At 56.4% G+C, this 25,413-nt stretch carries 21 protein-coding genes; 9 read left to right on the top strand and 12 right to left on the bottom strand.

The window, feature by feature from the left end; translation table 11 throughout:
• Positions 1-300: 300 nt before the first annotated feature.
• The 5 genes from PYL13_RS11110 (at position 301) to PYL13_RS11090 (ending at position 5,673) form a co-directional block, all read left to right on the top strand.
• A complete protein-coding gene (locus tag PYL13_RS11110; protein ID WP_275641423.1) occupies positions 301-1,023 on the top strand; it encodes a FadR/GntR family transcriptional regulator in 723 nt (240 codons plus the stop codon).
• A 165-nt stretch (positions 1,024-1,188) separates the two neighbouring features.
• Complete coding sequence (glmU, locus tag PYL13_RS11105; protein ID WP_250985897.1) at positions 1,189-2,550, top strand: bifunctional UDP-N-acetylglucosamine diphosphorylase/glucosamine-1-phosphate N-acetyltransferase GlmU; 1,362 nt, start codon at positions 1,189-1,191, stop codon at positions 2,548-2,550.
• 102 nt (positions 2,551-2,652) lie between these two features.
• The gene (glmS, locus tag PYL13_RS11100) at positions 2,653-4,479 is read left to right on the top strand and encodes a glutamine--fructose-6-phosphate transaminase (isomerizing) (protein WP_275641422.1); all 1,827 of its coding nucleotides are present in this window, start codon (positions 2,653-2,655) and stop codon (positions 4,477-4,479) included.
• Positions 4,476-4,982 (top strand): GNAT family N-acetyltransferase, encoded by a 507-nt coding sequence (locus tag PYL13_RS11095; protein WP_275641421.1) that lies wholly within the window; start codon positions 4,476-4,478, stop codon positions 4,980-4,982. The genes glmS and PYL13_RS11095 overlap by 4 nt, the downstream gene beginning before the upstream one ends.
• A 37-nt stretch (positions 4,983-5,019) precedes the next feature.
• The gene (locus tag PYL13_RS11090) at positions 5,020-5,673 is read left to right on the top strand and encodes a DUF502 domain-containing protein (protein WP_250985899.1); all 654 of its coding nucleotides are present in this window, start codon (positions 5,020-5,022) and stop codon (positions 5,671-5,673) included.
• Between the two features lie 244 nt (positions 5,674-5,917).
• Here the strand turns inward: PYL13_RS11090 and PYL13_RS11085 are convergent, their stop codons facing one another.
• The 3 genes from PYL13_RS11085 to recG all read right to left on the bottom strand — a co-directional run bounded on the left by PYL13_RS11085 (position 5,918) and on the right by recG (position 8,939).
• Positions 5,918-6,256 (bottom strand): hypothetical protein, encoded by a 339-nt coding sequence (locus PYL13_RS11085; protein WP_275641420.1) that lies wholly within the window; start codon positions 6,254-6,256, stop codon positions 5,918-5,920.
• A gap of 274 nt (positions 6,257-6,530) precedes the next feature.
• Positions 6,531-6,818, bottom strand: a complete 288-nt coding sequence (locus PYL13_RS11080; protein WP_275641419.1) for a hypothetical protein — start codon at positions 6,816-6,818, stop codon at positions 6,531-6,533.
• A 15-nt stretch (positions 6,819-6,833) separates the two neighbouring features.
• Positions 6,834-8,939, bottom strand: a complete 2,106-nt coding sequence (gene recG / locus PYL13_RS11075) for an ATP-dependent DNA helicase RecG (protein ID WP_275642024.1) — start codon at positions 8,937-8,939, stop codon at positions 6,834-6,836.
• Between the two features lie 318 nt (positions 8,940-9,257).
• Here recG and PYL13_RS11070 point away from each other — a divergent pair, with 318 nt between their 5' ends.
• Both PYL13_RS11070 and mfd read left to right on the top strand, forming a co-directional pair.
• A complete protein-coding gene (locus PYL13_RS11070; protein ID WP_192490970.1) occupies positions 9,258-9,554 on the top strand; it encodes a succinate dehydrogenase assembly factor 2 in 297 nt (98 codons plus the stop codon).
• A gap of 144 nt (positions 9,555-9,698) precedes the next feature.
• Complete coding sequence (gene mfd / locus PYL13_RS11065) at positions 9,699-13,196, top strand: transcription-repair coupling factor (RefSeq protein WP_275641418.1); 3,498 nt, start codon at positions 9,699-9,701, stop codon at positions 13,194-13,196.
• Positions 13,197-13,200: 4 nt separating this feature from the next.
• Here the strand turns inward: mfd and PYL13_RS11060 are convergent, their stop codons facing one another.
• The 4 genes from PYL13_RS11060 to PYL13_RS11045 all read right to left on the bottom strand — a co-directional run bounded on the left by PYL13_RS11060 (position 13,201) and on the right by PYL13_RS11045 (position 18,022).
• Positions 13,201-14,202: a hypothetical protein gene (locus PYL13_RS11060; protein ID WP_275641417.1), complete on the bottom strand. Its 1,002-nt coding sequence runs from the start codon at positions 14,200-14,202 to the stop codon at positions 13,201-13,203.
• Positions 14,203-14,370: 168 nt separating this feature from the next.
• A complete protein-coding gene (locus tag PYL13_RS11055; protein WP_275641416.1) occupies positions 14,371-15,315 on the bottom strand; it encodes a DMT family transporter in 945 nt (314 codons plus the stop codon).
• A gap of 56 nt (positions 15,316-15,371) precedes the next feature.
• On the bottom strand, positions 15,372-16,043 hold the full coding sequence (locus tag PYL13_RS11050; RefSeq protein WP_250985501.1) for a DsbA family oxidoreductase: 672 nt from the start codon (positions 16,041-16,043) through the stop codon (positions 15,372-15,374).
• Positions 16,044-16,192: 149 nt separating this feature from the next.
• Positions 16,193-18,022, bottom strand: coding sequence for an extracellular solute-binding protein (locus PYL13_RS11045; RefSeq protein ID WP_275641415.1), 1,830 nt, complete (start codon positions 18,020-18,022; stop codon positions 16,193-16,195).
• A gap of 276 nt (positions 18,023-18,298) precedes the next feature.
• On the opposite strand from PYL13_RS11045, the gene PYL13_RS11040 reads away from it, so the two are divergent.
• Positions 18,299-18,946: an invasion associated locus B family protein gene (locus tag PYL13_RS11040; protein WP_192490976.1), complete on the top strand. Its 648-nt coding sequence runs from the start codon at positions 18,299-18,301 to the stop codon at positions 18,944-18,946.
• 149 nt (positions 18,947-19,095) lie between these two features.
• Here the strand turns inward: PYL13_RS11040 and hspQ are convergent, their stop codons facing one another.
• The 4 genes from hspQ to PYL13_RS11020 all read right to left on the bottom strand — a co-directional run bounded on the left by hspQ (position 19,096) and on the right by PYL13_RS11020 (position 22,397).
• Positions 19,096-19,425: a heat shock protein HspQ gene (hspQ, locus tag PYL13_RS11035; RefSeq protein ID WP_192490977.1), complete on the bottom strand. Its 330-nt coding sequence runs from the start codon at positions 19,423-19,425 to the stop codon at positions 19,096-19,098.
• Positions 19,426-19,474: 49 nt separating this feature from the next.
• Positions 19,475-20,413 (bottom strand): DMT family transporter, encoded by a 939-nt coding sequence (locus tag PYL13_RS11030; RefSeq protein ID WP_192490978.1) that lies wholly within the window; start codon positions 20,411-20,413, stop codon positions 19,475-19,477.
• A 161-nt stretch (positions 20,414-20,574) separates the two neighbouring features.
• Entirely contained in the window at positions 20,575-21,984 is a 1,410-nt protein-coding gene (glnA, locus tag PYL13_RS11025) for a type I glutamate--ammonia ligase (protein WP_192490979.1), read from the bottom strand.
• Positions 21,985-22,058: 74 nt separating this feature from the next.
• Complete coding sequence (locus tag PYL13_RS11020) at positions 22,059-22,397, bottom strand: P-II family nitrogen regulator (protein WP_007753933.1); 339 nt, start codon at positions 22,395-22,397, stop codon at positions 22,059-22,061.
• A gap of 347 nt (positions 22,398-22,744) precedes the next feature.
• Here PYL13_RS11020 and PYL13_RS11015 point away from each other — a divergent pair, with 347 nt between their 5' ends.
• Positions 22,745-24,220, top strand: a complete 1,476-nt coding sequence (locus PYL13_RS11015; RefSeq protein WP_275641414.1) for an NAD(P)H-hydrate dehydratase — start codon at positions 22,745-22,747, stop codon at positions 24,218-24,220.
• A 92-nt stretch (positions 24,221-24,312) separates the two neighbouring features.
• Here PYL13_RS11015 and PYL13_RS11010 read toward each other — a convergent pair whose 3' ends face one another.
• Positions 24,313-25,350 (bottom strand): GlxA family transcriptional regulator, encoded by a 1,038-nt coding sequence (locus tag PYL13_RS11010; protein ID WP_275641413.1) that lies wholly within the window; start codon positions 25,348-25,350, stop codon positions 24,313-24,315.
• Between the last annotated feature and the right edge of the window lie 63 nt (positions 25,351-25,413).

Below are 25,413 nucleotides of genomic sequence, written 5' to 3'. Positions count from 1 at the left end.
GCCGCGCGTGATTACCCCGCGCGGCTTTTTGGCGGAAAGAGCCGTCGTTTGAATTTTGGACTGCCGGTGCGGCCAAGTTGCCGATTGCAACCGGCTGGTGATTTTTGTTAGTTTTGCATCTTATTTGTTGAAATGGCGTTTTCTTGGCGTTGCTGATTACCAGTGTTACGACACGACTTTGGTTTGATAACCAGCTGAATCGTTACAGATTAAGTGTCTTACACGGGCGATCCGGCAATCGAAACGTCCAATAATAATAATGGGGTCTGGTCTTTGGTTCGAGAAAATCTCGAGAATGTCATGAAGGTGGCGCGTCCGCGCACCAGCCATGCGCAGGTCGTTCACAAGCTGGGGCAGGGCATTGTTTCCGGCGAATTTTCAGCCGGTGAGATTTTGCCCGGAGATGCTGAGCTTGTTGGCCGGTTCAAGGTATCCCGCACCATTCTGCGCGAGGCGATGAAAACCTTGACCGCCAAGGGCATGGTGGCGCCGAAGGCAAGAATTGGCACGCGTGTGACTTCGCGCGACAAGTGGAACATGTTCGACGGCGATGTGCTACACTGGCACTTCGAGAGCGGCATCAACACTGAATTTTTGCTGCACCTTTACGACATGCGGCTGGCATTCGAGCCCTTCGCGGCATCACTTGCCGCAACACATGCGTCTGACGCCGATCTTGTCAGGCTGGAAATGCTGGCAACCACGATGGGTGATCCTTCCTATTCCAAGGAAAAACGCGCCATTGCCGATATGGAGTTTCATATCCTGCTGGCCGAGGTATCCGGCAATCCGTTCATGCGCACGGTCGGCACGCTGATCAAGGCGTCGCTGATCGGGATTTTCCGCATGAGCAATCCGGAAACCGACAGCAATGAGATTGCCGATGTTTCCCGCACCCATTTGCAGTTGGTGGAGGCGCTGCGCGCCCATGATGCGGCGAGTGCCCGCAAGCAGATGGAAACGCTGATCGAGAATGGTCGCAACCAGATCATGTCTTTTGTGAATTCCCGCACGACCGCCTGATATTTGCGGATTATCCACGTTTTGCTGCCATTTTTAGAAGCCAAACGTGGATTTCTTAAGGTGTGCGCTGTAACTCATCACGCAAACGTATAAATACGCGAATTGAATGGTACTTGGATAAATGCCTGCCGGACGGCGTGCCCGTCGCTGCAGCATGGAGGTTTTATGGAACGTAGTTGTCTTTCTGTTATTCTGGCTGCGGGCGAAAGCACGCGCATGAAATCCTCCATCTCTAAGGTTCTGCATCCCGTTGCTGGCCGGCCCATGATTGCCCATGTCATGCAGGCGATTGCAGGTGCTGGCGTCAGTACCGCAGCACTCGTGGTTGGCCGCGATGCCGAAAACGTCAGCAGGGCTGCCGAACGGCCGGATGTCGAGGTTGAATCCTACCTCCAGAAAGAGCGCCTTGGCACCGGCAACGCCGTGCTGGCAGCAAAGGCGGCAATCGAGCGTGGATATGATGACGTTCTGATTGCTTACGGCGATGTACCTCTGTTGACGTCTGAGACGCTGAATGCGGCCCGGGCAGAACTGGCGCAGGATGTTGATGTTGTGGTCATCGGTTTCCACACTGCCAACCCGACCGGTTATGGTCGTCTGCTGGTGGAAAATGGTGAGCTGGTGGCTATCCGTGAGGAAAAGGATGCCACGGACGAGGAGCGCAAGGTTACCTGGTGCAACAGCGGCCTGATGGCGATCAAGGGTGCCAAGGCACTGGACCTTTTGAACCGCATCGGCAACAATAATGCCAAGGGCGAATATTACCTGACCGACATCGTGGAAATTGCCCGCTCGCTGGGCGGTAAGACCGTTGCCATCGATGCGCCGGAAACTGAACTGACCGGCTGCAACAACCGCGCGGAGCTGGCCTATGTCGAGCGTCTGTGGCAGGAGCGTCGCCGCAATGAGCTGATGATTTCGGGCGTGTCGATGATTGCGCCGGAAACCGTATTCCTGTCCTGGGACACTGCGATTGGCCAGGACGCGCTGATTGAGCCGAATGTGGTGATTGGACCTGGCGTGACCATTGAAAGCGGCGCGGTTATTCACGCCTTTTCGCATCTGGAAGGTGCCTATGTCAGCGCCGGTGCCACAGTTGGCCCATATGCGCGGCTGCGCCCCGGTGCCAATCTGGCCGCGGATGCCAAGGTCGGCAATTTCTGTGAGGTCAAGAAGGCCGAGATCGGCGCTGGCGCCAAGGTCAACCATCTGACTTACATTGGCGACGCCTTTGTCGGCGCTGGCAGCAATATTGGTGCCGGTACGATCACCTGCAACTATGACGGCATCAACAAACACATCACCAGAATCGGTGAGGGTGCCTTTATCGGCTCTAACTCCTCGCTGGTCGCACCGGTCAGCGTTGGCGATGGTGCCTATGTGGCTTCCGGCAGCGTGATCACCGCAGATGTGCCTGCCGATGCGCTGGCGTTGGGCCGTGCGCGCCAGGAGATAAAGGAAGGTCGTGCAACGGTAATTCGTGAGCGGGCAAAGGCACTTAAGGCTGAAAAGAGTAAGAAGGCCTGACCTTCGTTACCGGCCGAAACCGAAAGTGACCGGCGACGGAATTGCGGATTTCCGCGAAATGATTAGGACTGGCGGCCATAGAAGTGCCGTATGGAGAATTGCATGTGCGGAATTGTCGGAATTGTCGGAACACAGCCGGTATCGGAGCGTCTTGTCGATGCGCTGAAACGCCTCGAATATCGTGGTTATGATTCTGCCGGTGTCGCAACCATTGATAATGGCGTGATGGCCCGTCGCCGCGCCGAGGGCAAACTGTTCAACCTTGAAAAAAGACTGGCCGACGAGCCTCTGCCAGGCAAGACAGGCATTGCCCATACCCGCTGGGCAACCCACGGCGTGCCGAACGAAACCAATGCCCACCCGCATTTCATTGATGGCGTCGCGGTTGTTCACAACGGCATTATCGAAAACTTCTCCGAACTGCGTGACGAACTTTCCGCCGAAGGTGCCGTGTTTACCACCCAGACCGATACGGAAGTTGTGGCACAGCTGCTGGCCAAGTTTACCCGCGAAGGCCTGGGCCACCGCGAAGCGATGCTGGCCATGCTGAACCGCGTGACCGGCGCTTACGCACTGGTGGTGATGTTCCAGGATGATCCCGACACGCTGCTGGCCGCCCGTTTCGGACCGCCGCTTGCGGTTGGTTACGGCAAGGGTGAAATGTTCCTCGGTTCCGACGCCATTGCGCTGTCGCCGTTTACCAATGAAATCAGCTATCTGGTTGACGGTGACTGTGCGGTTGTGACCCATGCTGGCGCCGAGATTACCGATTTTACCGGCAAACCTGTCACTCGCGCCCGCCAGATTTCGCAGGCAACCGCATACGTGGTCGACAAGGGCAACCACCGCCACTTCATGGAAAAGGAAATCTACGAACAGCCGGAAGTGATTTCGCATGCACTGAGCCACTATGTGGACTTTGCCGCCGGCGCCATCAAGCCGATTGACCCGGCGATTGATTTCTCCAAGGTGTCCGGTCTGGCCATTTCCGCATGCGGCACGGCCTATCTGTCCGGTCTGGTTGGCAAATACTGGTTTGAGCGTTATGCGCGGCTGCCGGTCGAAATCGACGTGGCCTCCGAGTTCCGTTACCGCGAAATGCCGCTGTTACCGACACAGGCGGCGCTGTTCATTTCGCAGTCCGGTGAAACGGCTGATACGCTGGCCTCGCTGCGCTATTGCAAGGATGCCGGTTTGAAGATTGGCGCCGTGGTCAATGTCAAGGAATCGACGATTGCGCGTGAATCCGACGCCATCTTCCCGATCCTGGCCGGTCCGGAAATCGGTGTTGCCTCGACCAAGGCGTTTACCTGCCAGCTGGCGGTGCTGGCTTCGCTTGCCGTTGCGGCAGGCAAGGCACGCGGCACCATTACGCCGGAGCAGGAAAAGGAAATCGTCAAACATCTCATCGAGATGCCGCGTGTGATGAGTTCCATTCTCAACAGCATCCAACCACAGATCGAAGCGCTGTCGCGTGACCTGTCACGCTTCAAGGACGTGCTTTATCTCGGCCGTGGAACCAGCTTCCCGCTGGCGCTCGAAGGTGCGTTGAAGCTGAAGGAAATTTCCTACATTCACGCCGAAGGTTATGCCGCTGGCGAGCTGAAACATGGTCCGATTGCGCTGATCGACGAGAATATGCCTGTCATCGTCATTGCACCGTATGACCGGTTCTTTGAAAAGACCGTGTCCAACATGCAGGAAGTGGCAGCCCGCGGCGGCAAGATCATTTTCATCACCGATGAAAAGGGTGCCGCAGCCTCCAAGCTGCCGACCATGGCAACGATCATTCTGCCGAATGTCGATGAAATCACCACGCCGATGGTGTTCTCTCTGCCAATCCAGCTGCTCGCCTACCACACTGCTGTGTTCATGGGCACGGATGTGGACCAGCCGCGTAACCTGGCAAAATCGGTCACCGTGGAATGATCATCCGTCCCGAAAAGCCTGCCGATGCTGAGGCAATCTCCGCAGTAACGCAAGCGGCGTTTCGGGACATGGAACAGAGCGATCAGACCGAGCATCTGATTATCGATCGGTTAAGGGCGGCAGACGCCCTGACCATTTCTCTTGTGGCGGAAGACAGCGAAGGCATTGTGGGACACATTGCCTTTTCGCATGTCAGCGTGGAAGATGGTGAAGGCAGTTGGTACGGGCTTGGTCCACTGTCAGTTGCGCCGGAACGGCAGGGGCAGGGCATTGGCAGCCGTCTGGTAAAGGCGGGGCTGGATATGCTGGAGCGCATGCAGGCCGCAGGCTGTGTTGTCGCTGGCGATCCGGAGTTTTACGGCCGCTTCGGTTTTGTAAATTCAGAAGCGCTGAACACCGACGGCATACCTAACGAATATTTCATGTTCGTCAGCTTGCATGGCAACAAGCCATCCGGCATTGTGCATTATCACCCGGGTTTTTACGGCGATGCGGGCACATAGTTGCAGGCGCAGATTGCCGCCACAAAATGAATGAGTAATGGCCGATAACCCCCTCAGAATTTCGCTTGCCTCACGTATCAGGAACAATTTTCTGACGGGCGTCATCATACTTGCGCCTGTTGCGATAACCATCTGGATTGTTTGGTCTTTCCTACAGTGGGCAGATAGCTGGGTCAAACCCTACATTCCCGCACGTTACGACCCGGAGCAATATTTCGACATTGCCATTCCGGGCTTTGGCCTGCTGATTGCGATGGTTGGCATTACCATCATTGGCTTTCTCGGCAACAACCTAATTGGCAAATGGGTTGTCGGTTTCAGCGAATCTCTCGTCAATCGCATGCCGCTGGTTCGCCCGGTCTATAAGAGCCTGAAACAGATTTTCGAATCCGTGCTGAAGGAGCATTCCAGCTCGTTCAAGAAGGTCGGCATGATCGAGTTTCCATCATCCGGCACCTGGGCGCTGGTATTCGTGTCGTCCGACGCCAAAGGTGAACTTGCCTATCGTTTTAACGAGATGGGGCAAGAAATGGTGGCTGTGTTTCTGCCGCCAACCCCGGTACCGACAGCGGGTTTCCTGCTGTTCGTGCCCAAGGACAAGATCATCATGTTGGACATGACCCCTGAAGACGGCGCCAAGTTGCTGATATCAGGCGGTCTGGTGGCACCTGACTTCAAGCTGCCGGGGTGATGGTGGCTGCGCTTGACTACGGAAACCACGCGCTGATCTGACCCCTCACTTGCAATTTCTAACACTTATGGCTGCGCCCTAAGATGTTGAAATCGCCTTCTCTCCCACAAGGGGAGAGATGGGCGGGTGGCGCGCCGCCTGGCGCCCTTACCTCTCCCCCTGTGGGAGAGGAAGAAAAATCATGGTCTTAGCAACGCTAAGTCATAGATTTTTCAGGTGAGGGGTTTGTGCGCCTGTGCGGCAATCAACGGAGATGTGGTGCCAGCTCGAAAAGATGATCTAGGTGCTTCTTGGCGTCCCAGTTGTCAGGTTTTCGCTCCTCGTATCCCCGCCATTCAAGTGTCTTGCTCCATTCAGTCCGGTACGCATGCAGCGATTCCATGATCGTGTCCTTGGCGGCGGCACTAGCGAGCTGATGGTCATCAAAACCCGGTTCCCAGAAGCAAGCCGGGCAGATTGTTACTCCAATCAATCCGCCTCTTTCGGTGTATGCATCGCGGTATGCATAGTTTGGAAAACCGCATGCGGGACATATCGTGCGGCCTTCCTCATCGCGGATGTTGAACTGGCGAGCGTCGGTCACGGTGCACTCTCGTTTCGTGGACGCTGCATTAACGCGGCGTCGGTCATTGGCTTGTAGCGTGAATTATTTGGCGCGAACAGTTTCAACGAGCGGCCCTCATTTCTGTGCTCGTCACAGAAATCCAGTCGACGCGCGTCTGCGCGGCGGAAAGGGTCTTTTCATCCCCTGGGACTGGGGATGACTAGATTCCCGTGACAAGCACGGGAATGAGGGGGGGGCCGAAGCTAGCAATAGCATATTGGTGCCCCTTGCCGGAACCGAACCTACCACCCACTCAGGAATAGTCATCCTCGTCATAGGTGTTGTCATTGTCCTGTTCGGCGCGCTCGCTGTTGGAGGAATAGAACACTGGCACGAACATGCGCATATAGACGAATTTTACCGTCCAGCCTTCATCCTGCGCCTCTTTCCATTGTTTCTTGCGCTTCTTTTTCTTGCGAAACCTGGCGGCAATCGCCTTGGCCTCCGTGTGGCGGAAGCTGTCCGGTTGCAGTATGTTATCCGGCGAACAAAGTGCGTAGCCCTTGGTATAGGCCGACGGCGGTCTGATATCTGTGGTCATGGTGTTTTCCTGACATTACCCTGCATGCAGGAAGCGAATGGCCTCATCCCGGCGGTGGAGATAAAGAAGAACGCGCAAGTTCTGGCCACGCGGGCTGGTAAGCTCCGGGTCGCGGTCAATCATATAGGCGGCGTCCTTGCGGGCGATTTCCAGTAGGTCGGAATGGGCTTCGAGGCTGGCGATCTTGAAACCCGGCGTCCCTGACTGGCGGGTGCCGAGAACCTCGCCTTCACCGCGCAGTTTCAAATCCTCCTCGGCGATCAGGAAGCCGTCTTCGCTGTCGCGCAGGATGGAAAGTCGCGCCTTTCCGGTTTCGCCCAGCGGCCCCTTGTAAAGTAGAATACAGGTGGAGGCTTCATCACCACGTCCGACACGGCCGCGAAGCTGGTGAAGCTGGGCAAGGCCGAAGCGTTCGGCATGTTCAATGACCATGATGGTGGCGTCGGGCACGTCAACACCCACTTCCACCACAGTGGTGGCGACCAGCAGCCGTGTTTCACCATTCTTGAAGGCCAGCATGGCGGCGTCTTTTTCCGGTCCGCTCAAGCGGCCGTGAATGAGGCCGATCGGTGCATTGATGGCCTTTGAGAGAACGCCGTGGCGCTCCTCGGCCGACATCAGGTCGACTTCTTCGGACTCTTCGACCAGCGGGCAGATCCAGTAGGCCTTTTTGCCCTCTGCTATAGCGCTACGCAGTCGGTCTATAATGTCGCCCAAACGTTCGGTCGGGATGGTCACGGTCTGGATGGGTTTGCGGCCGGCCGGTTTTTCCGTGAGCTTTGACACATCCATGTCGCCAAAGGCGGCCAGCACCAGCGTGCGGGGAATGGGTGTGGCAGTCATGACCAGCATATGCGGCGTGATGCCCTTGGCGGTCAGCCGCAGGCGCTGGTGCACGCCAAAACGATGCTGCTCGTCCACCACGGCTAAAAGCAGGTTCTTGTAGTTGACGCTGTCCTGAAACAGCGCGTGGGTGCCGATGATGATCTGCGCCTCGCCAGAGGCAATGCGTTCCTCGATCGCCTGGCGTTCCTTGCCCTTGGTGCGGCCGGTCAGAACCTCAACCGTGATATTGGCCGCGGCAGCAAATCGCGAAATCGTGGCGTGGTGCTGGCGGGCCAGAATTTCTGTCGGGGCCATCAGCACGGCCTGTCCGCCGGCCTCGACCACCGTTGCCATGGCCATCAGGGCCACAAGGGTTTTGCCGGCACCGACGTCACCCTGCAACAGGCGCAGCATTCTGGTGTCACCGGCCATGTCTTTCAGTATGTCGTCGACCGCAGCCCGCTGGCTGTTGGTCATGGAAAATGGCAGGGAGTGCAGGATGCTGGCGGCCATGTTCCCCTTCACGACGACAGGATTGCCCGCAACCTTGCGCAGCCTTTGGCGCACCAGGGTCAGCGAAAGCTGCCCGGCCAGAAACTCGTCATAGGCAAGTCTGCGCCGGCTGATCGACTGCGGATCGATATCCAGCCCATCGCGCGGGTCATGCAGCAGGCGAAAACTTTCTCTGGCGTCGTGAAAACCCTGCCGTACCATCAGGGTTTCATCAATCCATTCCGGCAGATCCGGCAGTCTGGTGACGGCATTATCAATGGCCTTGCGCAGCACCTTGGCGGAAAGACCTGCGGTCAGCGGATAAACCGGCTCGATCAGCGGCAGGTTTTCTGCCTCCGAGGCTTTGACCATGAAATCGGGATGCACCATGGAGGCGCGGCCGTTAAACCAGTCGACCTTGCCGCTGATCAGAACTTCCTCGTCAATCGGCAGCGCCTTCATCAGCCAGTCACCCTTGGCATGGAAAAAGGTCAACGCCAGCTCACCGGTATCATCGTGAATGAACACGCGGTAGGGAACCGAGCGATTGCCGGGTGGTGGTGGCTGGTGGCGGTCTACACGTCCCTTGATGGTGACAATGGAGCCGGTTGGTGCCAGCGCAATGCCGGGCTGGTTTCTGCGGTCGATAACGCCTGACGGGGCGTGAAACAGCAGGTCGATAACGCGGCAGTCATCGGCATTTTCGCGGCCCAGCAACCTTGCCAATAGGTCGGCAAGTTTCGGACCGACGCCCGGCAGTGTCGAGATGGAGGCAAATAACGGATCAAGCAGTGTTGGGCGCATGGCGGCAAAATCGGGGAAGGTGTCGTTCAATGCAAGAGCTGCCAGCAGATAAACAGCGTTTTTTCACCACCAGTTTGCGGATGTGACGCAAATAAATGCACAAAACAGGTTCCCAAACGTTCCTGTCCTGTTCTATAGGAGATCGAAATATATAAGGCATGAATTGAAGGGCACGCTGGCAGTTTGCATCCGGTTGTTTTCACGCAATGTTCGGCTGTTCCTGTTGTCTGTGATAACAACCGACAACAGGGGTGGAATGAAGCGGCAGATGGCATGACCGGATCGCGTATCGTGCACCCGTACAGGAAGGAAAATACGATGACAGGACTGGTGAGAAGCAGCGTGGACCTCGATGAGCGTCGCAGACGGATCCTCTACCGTTGCTGGCATCGTGGTATCCGCGAAATGGATCTGGTGCTGGGCCAGTTTGCCGAGGAAAACATTGCCGATCTTACGGATGTGGAACTGGACGAGCTGGAAGTCATTATGGACGAGGAAGACAATGATCTCGTAAAGATGGTGACGGGCGCTCTGCCTGTGCCAGAACGTTTCCAGACACCGCTGTTTGAACGCATTGCCTCCTACCGGCCAGACTTCGATCCGGTCACCAACTGATCAGGCCGGTTACCAACTGATCAGGGCTCGCCGCATGAAACGGCTTCATGCGTCACGCTTTAACTGTTTGTTTTTACGCATGTCGTTTCGCAAAAACCGTTCTGTTTTTCTGCGGCATGCGTCAAGTTTGTGAAGTACACGCCCATGATCCCCGGTTTTGACGCCAAGACAGTTCTTTCCTTCGATACATCCCTGACCATCGGCAATGTACCGTCAGGCATGGAAGCGATCTTGCTTGCTGAGATGGCGCGCACCGGGCAATCCATCGCCTATGTAATGTCGGATGGCCAGCGCATGGCCGATCTTGAGCAAATGCTGGGTTTCGTGGCACCTGACATTCCGGTGCTAACACTGCCTGCCTGGGATTGCTTGCCCTATGACCGCGTGTCACCCAGTGCCGACACTTCGGCAAGGCGGCTGGCGGCACTGTCCGGCCTGATCAGCCACGGCAAGAAACCGCATCCGGCCATCGTGCTCGTCACCGTCAATGCCATGCTGCAGAAGATGGCACCGCGCGACATCATTGAAAGTCTGGCGTTTTCGGCCAAGCCCGGCAACCAGATCCGGATGGATGACATTGCTGCACGGCTGGAGCGCAACGGTTTTGACCGTGTAGCGACGGTGCGTGAAGTCGGCGAATTTGCCGTGCGTGGTGGCATTCTCGACGTGTTCGTTCCCGGCACGGAAGAACCTGTGCGCCTGGACTTTTTTGGCGATACGCTGGAAAGTATCCGCACCTTCGATCCGGCCAGCCAGCGCACCATCGGACAGGCGCGTTCGCTGGATCTCAACCCGATGAGCGAAGTGACGCTGACACCGGATACGATTGCCCGTTTCCGCAAGAATTACCTGTCGCTGTTTGGTGCCGCGACCCGCGACGATGCGCTCTATCAGGCCGTATCCGAAGGCCGCCGTTATGCCGGCATGGAACACTGGCTGCCGCTGTTTTACGAAAAGCTGGAAACGGCCTTCGATTATCTCGCAGGCTTCCGCATCGTCACCGACCATACGGCACGCGAGGCGGCGGCCGAACGCTCCAAGTTGGTGCTGGATTATTTTGAAGCGCGCCGCACCTCCGGCGAGACCAAGGGCGCAACACAGGGCGCACCGTACAAGCCGGTATCCCCGGGCCAGCTCTACCTTGACGGAAAGGGCTTCGAGGCGACGCTGGAGTCCGTCAGCGCCATTCGCCTGACACCGTTCAATGAACATGATGTTGCCGGTCGGCCGGTTGCGACGCTGGATGCCCATACCGGGCCACGGTGGGCACGGCCCGTCACCGAAAATACCGATGAAGAGCGGGTCAATGTGTTTGATCTTGCCGTCAAGCACATTGCAGACAAGCGCGCCAAGGGCTGGAAGGTGCTGATTACCGGCTGGTCGGAAGGTTCTCTCGACCGCCTGTTGCAGGTGTTGAACGAACACGGCCTTGAAAAGATCAAGCCGATACAGGCGCTGAAAGAGGTAGACAAGCTCGGCAAGGGCGAGGCGGCGTCTGCGGTGCTGAGCCTTGAAGCCGGCTTTGAAACCGGCAATCTCGCTGTCATTGGCGAACAGGATATTCTCGGCGACCGTATGGTACGCCGCTCCAAGCGTCGCAAGCGGGCCGCCGACTTCATTTCGGAAGTGGCCGGTCTCGATGTCGGTTCGCTGGTCGTGCATGCTGAACATGGTATCGGCAAGTTCGTCGGGCTTCGCACCATTGAGGCTGCGGGTGCGCCACGTGACTGCCTGGAACTGCATTATGCCGATGATGCCAAGCTGTTCCTGCCGGTCGAAAACATCGATCTTCTGTCGCGTTACGGCTCGGATGCTGCCGAAGCGCAACTCGACAAGCTGGGCGGTGGCGCCTGGCAGATGCGCAAGGCCAAGCTCAAGAAACGCCTGCTGGATATGGCCGGCGATCTTATTCGCGTGGCGGCCGAACGCATGGTGCGCAAGGCACCGGTGCTGGTGGCGCCGGATGGTCTTTACGACGAGTTTGCGGCGCGTTTCCCCTATGATGAAACCGAAGACCAGCTGAACGCCATCGATTCCATCCGCGACGATCTTGGTCTTGGCCGGCCGATGGACCGCCTGATTTGCGGTGACGTGGGCTTTGGCAAGACAGAAGTTGCGCTGCGTGCTGCCTTCCTCGCCGCCATGAATGGCGTGCAGGTAGCGGTTGTCGTGCCAACCACGCTGTTGGCCCGCCAGCACTTCCGCACCTTTTCGGAGCGTTTCCGTGGCCTGCCGATCCGCGTGCAACAGGCCTCGCGTCTTGTTGGCACCAAGGAACTGGCGCTGACCAAAAAGGAAGTGGCCGAGGGCAAGACGGATATCGTTGTCGGTACCCATGCGCTGCTCGGTCAGGGCATCAGCTTTGCCAATCTTGGCCTGCTGATTATCGATGAAGAGCAGCATTTCGGCGTCAAACACAAGGAACGTTTGAAGGAGCTGAAAGGCGATATTCACGTTCTGACTTTGTCTGCCACGCCTATTCCGCGTACCCTGCAGCTGGCGATGACCGGGGTTCGCGAATTGTCGCTGATCACCACGCCGCCGGTTGACCGCATGGCGGTGCGCACCTTCATTTCGCCGTTTGACGCGCTGGTCATTCGCGAAACGCTGATGCGTGAACATTACCGTGGCGGCCAGAGTTTCTATGTCTGCCCGCGTCTGGCCGACCTTGCGGACATTCATGCCTTCCTGCAATCGGATGTGCCGGAGCTGCGTGTTGCCGTCGCCCACGGCCAGATGGCGGCCGGTGAGCTGGAAGACATCATGAATGCCTTCTATGACGGCAAATATGACGTGCTGTTGTCTACCACCATCGTAGAATCCGGGCTTGATGTGCCGACGGCCAACACGCTGATCGTGCACCGTGCCGACATGTTTGGTCTGGCGCAGCTTTACCAGCTGCGGGGTCGTGTCGGTCGTTCCAAGGTTCGGGCCTTTGCGCTGTTTACCCTGCCGGTCAACAAGGTGCTGACAACCATGGCCGAGCGCCGGTTGAAGGTGCTGCAGTCACTGGACACGCTGGGTGCCGGTTTCCAGCTGGCCAGCCATGACCTTGATATTCGTGGTGCCGGCAATCTGCTGGGCGAAGAACAGTCCGGACATATCAAGGAAGTCGGCTTTGAGCTTTACCAGCAGATGCTGGAAGAGGCGGTTGCCGAAGTGAAGGGCGATGACGATGTGCAGGAAAGCGGCTGGTCGCCGCAGATCTCGCTTGGCACATCGGTGATGATCCCGGAAAATTACGTGCCGGATCTGCATCTGCGCATGGGTCTTTACCGTCGCCTTGGCGAACTGACCGAGCTTTCGGAAATCGATGGTTTCGGTGCGGAGATGATCGACCGTTTTGGCCCGTTGCCAAAGGAAGTACAGCACCTGCTCAAGGTGGTTTACATCAAGTCGCTGTGCCGCACCGCCAATGTCGAAAAGCTGGATGCTGGCCCGAAGGGCGTTGTCGTGCAGTTCCGCAACCGCGAATTCCCCAACCCGGCCGGTCTGGTCGGTTACATCGCCAAGCAGGGCTCACTGGCCAAGATCAGGCCGGATCACAGCGTGTTCCTGACCCGCGACCTGCCGACGCCGGAAAAACGTCTGGCCGGTGCTGCCATGGTCATGACGCAGTTGGCGGAACTGGCAAAGGGCTGAGAAACTATCGGGGCAGGGTGGCCAGCACCTTGCCTGCCCGGTCCAGCACTGTGCCATCAGGCGGCAGCAGAATGGCGTCATCCTCGACGCCTTCCTTCGGCGTCAGCAGCCAGGCATTTGGGTAACCGTCGCGGATATGGCGCGGATTAAAGCGGATGAGGGTGCCGGCAGGATAAGTATCTGCACCAAAACTTGTGTCTTTGGCCAAGCTGCCGCTGCTGACTTCATAGAGTTTTTTGTGTTCGTCCAACATGATGCGCGGGCTTGAAATCTCCAGCCCGTCGACCAGCACGGTCTTGTCACGTGGTATGTCCAGAACCCAGCGGTCGGTATCGGTAAAACCATCGGTGTAGACATTGCCGGTTGAGGTCCAGACTTCAGTGCCCGATGGCAGGCTTATGCCATCTGCCACATTGCCTGCCGCGAGCACGCAGCGCTTGAAGGCTTTGACGCTGCCATCTTCATTCACGTCAAATTCCACTGGCGTTGTTGCCATGCAGGTCCAGCCCTGCTGTTCGCTCGTGCCTTCGCCGACGACCCGCATATTATCCGGCGCAAAACCGGTGACATTGTAGCTGTCGTCATATTTTATGGTGATGTAACGATCGACAGCCAGCGCATTGATACCGGCAATCTCGACCGGATGCGGGAAGGTGGCGCGGCCGAATGATTCTAGTTTCTGGGCCGCCGCCAGGCGCAGTTTGGTGCCTTCGGGCATGTCGATCTGGCCAATGCGCTGCGGCTTATCAAGCGTCGGCTGGAAATTTGTTTCCCGCTCCCTGTCCAGTGCGCGCAGTTCCAGCGAGACAGTAACGACATGGTAGATGGTGTAAATCGCCATGAATGTGGTCGTGCCATAGATCAGCATGGCAAGCATGGGCCAAGGCTTGTTGGTTTTGCGGAAAAACAACAGCCATATGGTCCAGACCAGCCAGACGATGGTGGCAAGGAAAAACAGGCCGAGAAATGCCAGAAATTCTACGGAAGGAAGTGCGACGGGTATCATGACATGCCGAGGTGAGTTATGCGCTGACCCTCAACAGAGGGTATTGATGCACCTTGGTTTAAACGTCACGGCGTCTGATGGCCAGACCATCATAGGGCCAATGTCAACGGTGGGATTTGAACCCCGAAACCGTCATGGGTTTCGGGGCGCTGTGTTCAAAGCGAGCTTTCAGGCTTTGGTATCTGTGTCTTGGTTTTCCGGTGTGATCGCCAATGCGACGTTCTGATCGGCGGCAACCGAGCTTGGCAGCGGCGTGTGGCGCTGCTTTTCACGGATCAGCGTCAACATGCCGGAACCGATGATCAGCACGATGCCACACAGCATCCATTGGTCGACGTGATCACCAAAGATCAGATAACCGAACAGAATGGCCCATAACATCTGGCTATATTGGGTTGGGCCAATCACCGTGGCTGGCGCATATTGCGCGGCATACATCAACAGCACGTTGGCAAGTGCCGCAAACAGGCCATATCCGGCGAGCCACAGCCATTGTTCGGCATTGGGTGGCTGGAAATCCGGGATCATGGCCAGACCACAGAGGAACAGCGTGCCGAGAACACCGGCGCCATAAAGCGAAATGTTCTTTTCCGACGGGCCCATGGCGCGGAAGATGACGATGGAGAGCGCGCCGCTCAAGCCGCCGATGATCGCGCCGAGATGGCCGATCGACAGTTCACGGAAACCGGGGCGCAGAATGATAAGCACACCGACAAAACCGATGATGACGGCTGACCAGCGCTTGATGCCGACCTGTTCTTTCAGAAACACCACCGACATGATGGTGACGAAGGACGGTAACAGGAAGATCAGCGCAAAGGCTTCTGCCATTGAGAGGTGGGTAAAGGCGGTTACACTGCCAATGGCACCCATGCCCGACGACACGAAACGAAGCAGCCACAGCGGCCGGTTGGTGGTGCGCAGCACATCGCGCCACTGATCTTTTCTTTTGCGCAGGAATGGAAGGGCAACCGTACCGAACACGGCACCAAAAAATGCCGATTCGATCGGGGAGATTTGCCCCTCGATCAATTTTACGCTGGCATCGCTCCAAGCGAATGCGGCGAAGGACGCAAAGGCAATAAGAATGCCTTTCAGTGTGCTGTCGAACACAGGATCAAACTCGAGTTTTTAAGTGCGGGGAGTGCCGACAGCGGGGGGTCTGACGGTCAGTTCAATTCCCTATGAGCCTGCTCTTTGAGTTTTGCAATCTCTTTAAAAGCATTGACCAAAACATCCGCAGTTTGTGCACCGCTTATAGCGTACTGATGATCTACAATGAAAAATGGCACTCCATTGACGCCCATTTGCTGCGCCGCATCAATTTCAGCGACAATTGTGTCCTTGTCGGCGTCGGATGCCAGCAGCTTTTCAACCACCTTGCGGTCCATGCCAGCCTGCTCGGCAATGTCGAGAAGAACAGCGTGATCACCGACATTGCGACCCTCTTCAAAGTTGGCCTTGAACAGCAGGGAAATGACCTTGTCCTGCAATTCGCGGTTCTCGGAATGAGCCCAAAGTGCGAGGCGGTGTGCGTCCAGCGTGTTGGGGCCGATCTTGATGGCGTCGAAGTCGAAGGCAATGCCGACTTCCTTCCCGAGATCGGTCAGGATGCCATGGGCCTTTTCAACCTTTTCCTTGCCGCCCAGCTTCTTTTCAAGCTCTGCCTTCTGGTCCACACCTTCTGGCGGGTAATCCGGATTCAGGCGGTAAGGGCGCCAGTTGATGTCGAAACCGATCTTGTCCTGCACTTCTGCAATGGCCAGATCCAGCCGTGCCTTGCCGAGGTAGCACCATGGGCAGACCACATCCGAAACGATATCAATAGTAAGCCGCAGCATGGTGTTTCCTTACGTCAATTTTGAAATATGCAGGCATTTATGCATTTCAACGCTGCCATTCAACCGGTTACCTCGAGATAACCACCCGGTTTTGCCTCATGGCTCCTGGTCCTGAGAGGCATGATTGCCGGGATTATTGGGCGCGCCCGTTATTGAGCTCTATTGTCCCACCATACCGGTTTTTGATAGCCGAAAAGTGGCGTCACATCCGGTTTGCCAAGATACTTCCAGTGGGCGACCCACTGTGCGCCAATGTAATAAAGCGGAATGACGTAGTGGCCGGACACGAGCAGGCGGTCATAGCCGCGCACCGCGGCTTCAAAATCTTCGGTGGAGCGTGCCTGCAGCAGCGCCTCGATCATGCGGTCGATATCGGGGTCTGCCGCGCCAGCATAGTTGAAGCTGCCCGGCGCATCTCTGGAGGTCGAATCCCAGCGGTTATATTGCTCGATACCCGGGGACAGCGACGACGGGAACGAGCGGATGATCATATCGTAATCAAAATTGTTTGACCGGGCCTGATACTGACCGTCATCGACAGAGCGAATGGCCATGTTGACGCCAATCAGCTTCAGCGACCGCTGATAGGCCAGTGCAATGCGTTCCTGCGCCGGGTTCTGGGTCATCACCTCAAAGGCCAGTTGTCTGCCATTGGCATCGACCATGCGGCCACCGGTGATCTTGTAACCGGCCTCCTGCAGCAGATCCACGGCCTTGCGCAGCACCTTGCGGTCGGCGCCCGAGCCATCGCTTACCGGCATCATATAGGTGCCGGCAAGTATTTCCGGTGACAGGCGCTTCGCCGCATCGCCCAGCAGGGCCAGTTCCTTTTCATTGGCTGGGTTGCCATAGGCACCCAGCGATGAATTTTGCCAGTAACTCTGGGTGCGACTGAAGGCGCCACCGAGAATGTTGCGGTTCAGCCATTCAAAATCCAGCACGTAAGACAGGCCTTCGCGCACCTTTTCATCGGCAAAGATTGGCTTGCGGGTGTTGAACACGAAACCGAACATGCCAGAGGGCAGGCGCGGTTCGAACACTTCTTTCAATATGTCGCCACGGTTGGCGGCGGGGAAGTTGTAGGCGCTGCCCCAATGCGACGAATCGGCATTGCCATTAATGGCATCACCTTCCGGATACATGTCGATATCGCCCTTTTTGAAGGCTTCGAACATCGAATTGACCTGCAGGAAATAGGTAATGCTGATTTCGTCGTAATTATCGAAACCGACCTTGGACGGCACATCCTTACCCCAATAATTGGGGTCGCGTTCCCAGATGATCTTTTCACCCGGGCGCATCGACTTGATCTTGTAGGGACCAGAGCCGACAACCGGGCCAAGGCCTGCCTTTTCAAAGGTTTCGGGATCGATGGCGTGTTTGGGCAGGATAGGGGTCGATGAGGCGAGAATCAGCGGTGTTTCGCGATTGGCCTTGTCGTTAAAGGTAAAACGAACGCCGTGTTCGCCAACTTTTTCCATTTTCTCCACCGCGGTCAGGCGGTTGTTGAAAGGCGGGCGGCCCTTCTCTTTCAACAGTTCAAGCGTAAATATCACGTCTTCAGGTGTCACGGGTTTACCGTCCTGCCAGCGCGCCTTTGGATTGAGGTTGAACTGGGTGTAGGTGCGCTCATCGTCCCATTCGACACTTTCGGCCAACAGACCGTAAAGCGAAAAGGGTTCGTCATTGGACCGTTGCATCAACGGTTCATAAAGCAGGTTGCCGAAATCAGGGTCCCACACGCCGCGTGCGGTGGTGCGCATGCCCCTCAAGACAAAGGGATTGAGGCTATCGAAGGTACCGACCACGCCATAGGCAATCTTGCCGCCCTTTTTAACGTTTGGGTTCACGTAAGGGAAGCTCTTGTAATCTGCCGGAAGGGCAGGTGTGCCGTGCATGGAAATGCCATGGACAGGTTCGGCCAGCGCTGCGCTGCTGAGCAGCAAGGCCGGAATGACAGCCATCAGGCATCTGCGCATTTCATTCTCCTATGCGGAAGTCGGTTGTCTGATTCCTGCGGAATTTACCACAGGCGTCGGTCTACAGACATGAATGGTCGGGAAATCTTAAGGCAGTCGTCAAAATTCTTAAAGAAATGCTGGATATCGACGCATTCGACATGTAACAGGTGTGCCAGAATTGGTGGGTCACGCATTTGCCTCAATTGAAAGACAGTTGAACAGGTAAGCGGATCGCGCCAACGACGGGCATAGGTTCAAAACTGACCCGACCGAATTTCAGGAGACGGAACTCTTATGATGTACAAGGCAAACAAGTTCACCCGGACAGCACTGTCCGCTCTCGTTCTTTCCATTGGCGCCGTTTCCGCCCCGGCTGTTTCCCAGGCTCAGCAGGCTGCGGCTCCGGCTGGCGCACCGCCACTCGGCTGGTTCAAGACTTGCTCCAAGCAGGAAGACAACGACGTTTGCGTCGTTCAGAACGTTGTTCTGGCGCAGAACGGCCAGATGATCACTGCCGTTGGCCTCATCAGCGTTACAGGCAAGGTAAACCGCAAGATCCTGCAGGTTTCCGTGCCGTCCGCACGTCTTATTCCTCCTGGCGTTATGATGCAGATCGACGGCGCCAAGGGCGTTCAGCTTGATTACGCAGTTTGCCTTCCAGACAAGTGCACCGCTGAAGTGCCACTGACAGATGCGATGATCGCCAGCCTGAAGAAGGGCAACGAAGTGGTCTTCACATCGATCAACTTCCGCCGCGCACCAAACCCGATCAAGATTGCTCTGAACGGCTTCACCGGTGCTTATGATGGCGAAGCAATCTCGCAGTCGCAGTTGGCTGAAAGCCAGCGCACCCTGCAGGAAGGCATGCAGAAGAAGGCTGAAGAGGCTCGCAAGAAGCTCGAAGCTGCTCAGGAAGCTGCAAAGACTGCACCTGCACAATAATTTCATCCGTATGGATGGCGAGAAAAACCGGCCTTCGTAGCCGGTTTTTTTATGCGCAGTTTTTTTGGGGTGGGGAGCGTTGGGAGGGGTTATGCTTCCCCCCCCGCGCGCCCACAAAAAAACCGGCCTGGGAGGCCGGTTCTGATGATTTAGTGCGACATGATCGGCTTGGGTTTCAAGTGGCCGCCGGAATCCGTATCGAAGATCCTGGTGATGTTGGGATTGCGCAGAGGCTTTCCACTATCGTCATGGATCAGATTCTGTTCCGAAACATAGGCGACATATTCCGTGTCATCGTTTTCGGCCAGCAGGTGATAAAAGGGCTGGTCGCGTTCGGGACGGATTTCTGCCGGTATCGAGTTCCACCATTCTTCCGTATTGGAAAATTCCGCATCGACATCAAAGATAACGCCGCGGAAAGGAAATATCCTGTGACGAACCACTTCTCCGATCGTGAATTTTGCATTTCTTTGCTTCATGGCTGAAACATCCTTTCGAAGAATAATTTGGGACGTCTTGCTGCAGATATCAAGTGTTTATGGTTTTTGGCCCTTTCATGCGTCGCCCGATTGGCGCTGTTGCAAGAATAACGCCGCTCATGACAAGAACGATCCCTATGGCGTGATAGGTTTCGAAAGTTTCGGCAAGAAAAAGCCAGGCCAGGACGATGGAAATTGGTGGCATGATGTAGAGCGTCACACCGGCCGTGGTGGGTCCAAACACCCGTACCGTGTGGGTAAAACACAGGAATGCCGCCAGTGAAGCGATGAGAATGATGCCCGCCATCTTCATCCAGGCGGTGGCGGTAACCGGCAGGCTGCCGCCCTGCGCAAACTCCACCACGGTAATCGGCAACAGCACCAGGGCGCCTGATGCGGCAATCAGGCCAAACAGGCTGAAGGACTTCAGCTTGTTGACGGCAGGTTTACGCAACAGCAGCGAATAGACCGCAAAGGCAATGGCGGCCGTCAGGATGCCGAAATCGCCAAGGTTGAAGTTGAGGTGCAGCAGCGCGTTGATATCACCCTTCAGCACAATGACGGTCACGCCGGCAAAGGCGATGATCATGCCGGCAACTTCCAGCGGGCGTATCGGCCGGTTCTGGAAAAAACGTTGGAAGATGATGATGAACAGCGCCGATGTCGTGTAGATCAGCGTGCCGTTGGCAGCGGATGTGTAGTTCAGCGACCAGTAGACGACGCCACCGCAAATGCCCATGCCGAGAAAACCGATGACCAGCCACAACATGCTGTTGTTGCGCACGAAGTCGATGCAGGCCTTGCGATCGGCATAAACGAAGGGCGCCATGATAAGTGCCGATGCGGTCCAGCGAATGAAGGCGGTGGTGAAGGGTGCGACTTCGCCAATCACGCCGCGGCCGAAAATGATGTTGGTGGCGAAACACAAGGGCGCAAGAAGGAAGATGACCCAGTCTAACAGCCGGGGTTGCGAGGTTTCTGCGCTCATGTCTTGTATTCCACTTCAGGCAATGTCTGGCCATACGGCCAGTTCGCATGTCGGTCTGTGCGACCCACGAATAAGAATTGAATTGATGCCATAAAAAACGGCGGCCCGTGAGCCGCCGCTTAAAAAAGAAATGCGCCAGCAGAGCCAGCGCATATCCATTATCAAGCCGAGTAGTACATGTCGAATTCGACTGGATGCGGGGTCATTTCGAAACGCATGACTTCCTGCATCTTCAACTCGATGAAGCTGTCGATCTGGTCGTCATCGAACACGCCGCCAGCCGTCAGGAACTTACGGTCCTTGTCGAGGCTTTCAAGCGCTTCACGCAACGAGCCGCAAACGGTCGGGATCTTCTTCAGTTCCTTTGCAGGAAGATCGTAGAGATCCTTGTCCATTGGCTTGCCAGGATGGATCTTGTTCTTGATGCCGTCGAGACCAGCCATCAGCATTGCTGCGAAACCGAGGTACGGGTTCTGTGTCGGGTCCGGGAAGCGGACTTCAACGCGCTTTGCCTTCGGGTTGGAGCCGAATGGAATACGGCACGAAGCAGAACGGTTACGAGCCGAGTATGCCAGTAGAACAGGCGCTTCATAACCTGGAACCAGACGCTTGTAGGAGTTGGTTGTCGGGTTGGTGAAGGCGTTGATGGCCTTGGCGTGCTTGATGATGCCGCCGATGTAGTACAGGCAGCTTTCAGACAGACCAGCATATTCGTCGCCAGCGAAGGTTGGCTTGCCGCCCTTCCAGATGGACTGGTGAACGTGCATGCCCGAACCATTGTCACCGAAGATTGGCTTCGGCATGAAGGTTGCGGTCTTGCCATAAGCGTTGGCAACCTGGTGCACGACATATTTGTAGATCTGCATCTTGTCGGCGCTGTGAACCAGCGTGTCGAACTTCACACCAAGTTCATGCTGGGCAGATGCCACTTCGTGGTGATGCTTTTCAACGACAACGCCCATTTCCGAGAGAACCGTGAGCATTTCGGAACGCATGTCCTGCAGGCTGTCGATTGGCGGAACAGGGAAGTAACCACCCTTGACGCGCGGACGGTGGCCGAGGTTGCCTGTCTCATAATCGGTGTCGTCGTTGGACGGCAGCTCGGAAGAATCAAGCTTGAAGCCGGTGTTGTACGGGTCGGCCTTGTACTTGACGTCGTCGAAGACGAAAAATTCTGGCTCAGGGCCAACAAAAACCGTGTCGCCGATACCGGATGCCTTGAGGTAGGCTTCTGCCTTCTTGGCAGTGCCGCGTGGGTCGCGGTTGTAGGATTCGCCCGAGACAGGGTCGAGAATGTCGCAAAGGATGACCATGGTGGACTGTGCGAAGAACGGGTCCATGTGAACCGTCGCAGGGTCGGGCATCAGAACCATGTCGGATTCGTTGATAGCCTTCCAGCCGGCAATAGACGAGCCGTCGAACATTACGCCATCGGCAAACATGTCTTCGTCAACACAGACAACGTCCATGGTAACGTGTTGCAGCTTGCCCTTCGGGTCCGTGAAGCGCAGATCGACGAACTTTACGTCGTTGTCCTTGATCTGTTTCAAGATATCATTTGCAGTCGTCATTTTAAGGTTTTCCTTGAGTGTGGGATGACGAGGTGGCGATTTACCTGAGCCAGTTTCCGGACTCAGGTGCTTTTTTATATGGCGTCAACGCCCGTTTCACCTGTCCGGATACGGATGACTTCTTCTACATTCGAGACGAAAATCTTGCCGTCACCGATACGGCCTGTCTGGGCCGCATTTCGTATTGCTTCGATCACTGCATCTGCATTTTCGTCAGCCAAAACAACCTCGACCTTCACCTTGGGCAGAAAGTCGACGACGTATTCAGCACCGCGATAAAGTTCGGTATGGCCTTTTTGGCGACCGAAGCCTTTTGCTTCAGTTACAGTTATTCCCTGAAGACCGACTTCCTGAAGGGCTTCCTTCACTTCGTCGAGCTTGAAAGGCTTAATGATCGCTTCGATCTTTTTCATTTGAAAATATCTCTCCGCTTCTCCCGTTAAAGCAGGGTCTGCCCGCCTCCCGAACAGAATGCACATAGCATGCCAAATTGAAACGAAGATTTTGTATTTTTTCTCAAAAAAGCATCCGTCGAATGTAGTTTGACCTGATTTGCATCAAAAAACAGTACTGTTTTGCCGAAAATGGTGCGTTGATGTGTCATTATTTCGTATTTTCGATATGAATTTTCGCCGGTTTATATTTTGCTAATTGCGTCGTAATTTGATGAAAATATAGTCAATTGCGTATAATTTGAGCGATGTGGCTTGCCTGTTTTCTGCGCATTGATTTGGCAGCCGAATTGCTATCAATATTCAGCATGAAGTTTTCCGCTCGCCATTACCTTTATAGCCCGTCCGCCATGACTGCCATCGACAAGGATGCTGCCGATAGCGGGCTTTCTTCCTATGCGCTGATGGAGCGGGCAGGGCAGGCGATATCCGCCCTGGTTCTGCGCCATTACCCGGAGGCCGAGCGTTACATCGTGCTGTGCGGGCCGGGCAATAATGGTGGCGATGGTTATGTGGCGGCGGCCGCCCTTGCTGCCTGCGGTGCTGCACCGCTTGTTTTTCATTTGGGTGGTCAGGACAGGCTCTGCGGTGATGCGCGGCGTGCCATGCTGGCTTGTCCCATCAAAAGCAAATCGATGGAAAGCTATACGCCTGAAGTCGGCGATGTGGTTGTTGATGCGCTGTTTGGGGCAGGCTTGTCACGTGATGTGCCGCAAGCCGTGGCCGCGCTGTTTGAAACGATCAACGGCTTGCAGTTGGACGTGGTGGCTGCCGATCTTCCTTCGGGTGTCTGTGGCCGGCGTGGCACGATTTTGGGTGCTGCGCTGAAAGCCCGCCACACCGTAACCTTCATGGCGCTCAAACCCGGCCACCTGCTGATGCCGGGGCGGGAACTGGCTGGTGACATTGAGGTGTTTGATATCGGCATTCCCCAGCGCATTCTCGAGCGACATAGCGACCGGCTTGCGCAAAATGACCCGTTGTTCTGGCAGGACCATCTGGCGCATCCCGGTTCTGCGTCGCACAAGTTCACACGCGGTCATCTGACGGTCTTTTCCGGGCCGCAATATGCCACCGGTGCTGCAAGGCTTTCGGCGGGTGCCGGTTTGAAAACCGGCGCTGGCCTTGTGACTATTGCAGCACCGTCCGACGCCCTGCCGGTTCTGGCAGCGACGCTGACCGCAGTGATGCTGACAGCAATCGACACTGCGCAGCATCTGCAGGACTGGCTGACAGACAGCCGTCATGCCACCTTTGTCCTTGGTCCCGGTTTTTCGGATCTGCAGAAGATCCGCCAGTTCGTGCCTGAGTTGGCTGACAAGGCGCTGGTGCTGGATGCGGATGCGATCACTGCCTTTCGTGATGAGACGAATCTGCTGTTTGACGTATTTGCCAAAGCGCAGGCACCACGGGTGATGACGCCACATGGGGGGGAATTTGCCCGGCTGTTTCCGGACATTGCTGGCGATGATCAACTGAGCAAGGTTGAGAAGGCGCGGGCAGCTAGCGCCCGTTCGCATGCGGTTGTGGTCTACAAGGGTGCCGATACGGTGATTGCCGCGCCGGATGGCCGGGCACTGATCAATGCGAACGCGCCGCCCAATCTGGCGACGGCCGGTTCCGGCGATGTGCTGTCGGGCATTGTCGGCGGCCTGCTGGCGCAGGGCGTGCCAGCCTTTGAGGCGGCGGCAGCGGCAGTATGGTTGCATGGTGAGGCGGGGCAGAGGGCCGGTCACGGCAGTACGGCAGAAGACATTCTGGCCGCCGTCAAACCCTATTTGTAATGCGCCTTATCTTTGTTTTCATTTGCGGCTTTTGCCGCTCTGCCCCTGTTGGTGTGGCCCATGTCAATCCGGGCCAATTCAGTATGTCAGGCTCAGTGCGGGCCGGACATGAAGGCAATTGGTTCCTTGCGCAGCGATGACACGACAATCTTGCGTTCCGCACGCTCCTGCTGCGGTGAACGATTGTAGATTTCGCGATAACACTTGGAAAAATGCGATGCGGAGACAAAACCGCAGGCAACGGCTACCTCGACCACCGGCATGGCAGACTGCACCAGCAGATGGCGCGCCCGGTCAAGGCGGATTTCAAGGTAATAACGGGCTGGTGAGCGGCCCATTTCCTGCCGGAACAGTCGCTCCACCTGACGGCGCGACAGATCGGCACCATCGGCAATGTCAAGCAGCGACAGCGGTTCGGCCAGATTGCTTTCCATCAGTTCGATGATCGACAGCACCTTGCTGTTCTGTACGCCCAGCCGGGCCCGCAGCGGCAGGCGCTGGCGGTCACGCGGGTTGCGCACCCGGTCAGTCAATTGCTGTTCGCAGACGCGGTTGACGAGGTTGTCGCCAAAATCCTGTCCGATCAGGTTCAGCATCATGTCCAGTGAGGCCGTGCCACCGGCGCAGGTGTAGATGTTGCTGTCGACCTCGTAGAGGTCGGCATAGACCTCGACCTGCGGGAAGTTTTCCGAAAAGCCGGGCAGGTTTTCCCAGTGGATCGCGCAGCGCTTGCCATTCAGCAGGCCGGCCTGTGCCAGAATATGGGCGGCGGTACAGAGGCTGCCGACCGAGATGCCGCGGTTATAGGCCTCGCGCAGCCAGGCATTCACGGACTTGTTGTGATACTGCTCTATATCGATGCCCGAACAGACGATGACCATGTTGGAGCGCTTGTCACCACTCAGATTGCGACGCTCGTCGGCGAGCGAGGTATCGACGTCAAGAGAGATGCCAGCGGAGGACTGGACCTTCAGCCCGTCAGCGGAGGCCAGCCGCCATTCATAGGCATCATAGCCCAGCATTCTGTTGGCTATTCGCAATGTCTCAACTGCGCCCATGAAGGGCAGCATCGTAAATTGAGGAACGAGAAAAAAGACTATCGAGCGTTTTTTCGGGCCGATTTTGCTCATAGTGTCCATGCTCCGTTGCGAAAGCACAATTCCTTGCTTGGAAACCTTGAACTGGATATCCAG

It is taken from the genome of Agrobacterium sp. Azo12 (assembly GCF_029193765.2).
GTDB lineage: Bacteria > Pseudomonadota > Alphaproteobacteria > Rhizobiales > Rhizobiaceae > Agrobacterium.
The sequence above is the reverse complement of the archived record's forward strand: the minus strand, read 5'-3'. Positions and strand labels throughout refer to the sequence as shown.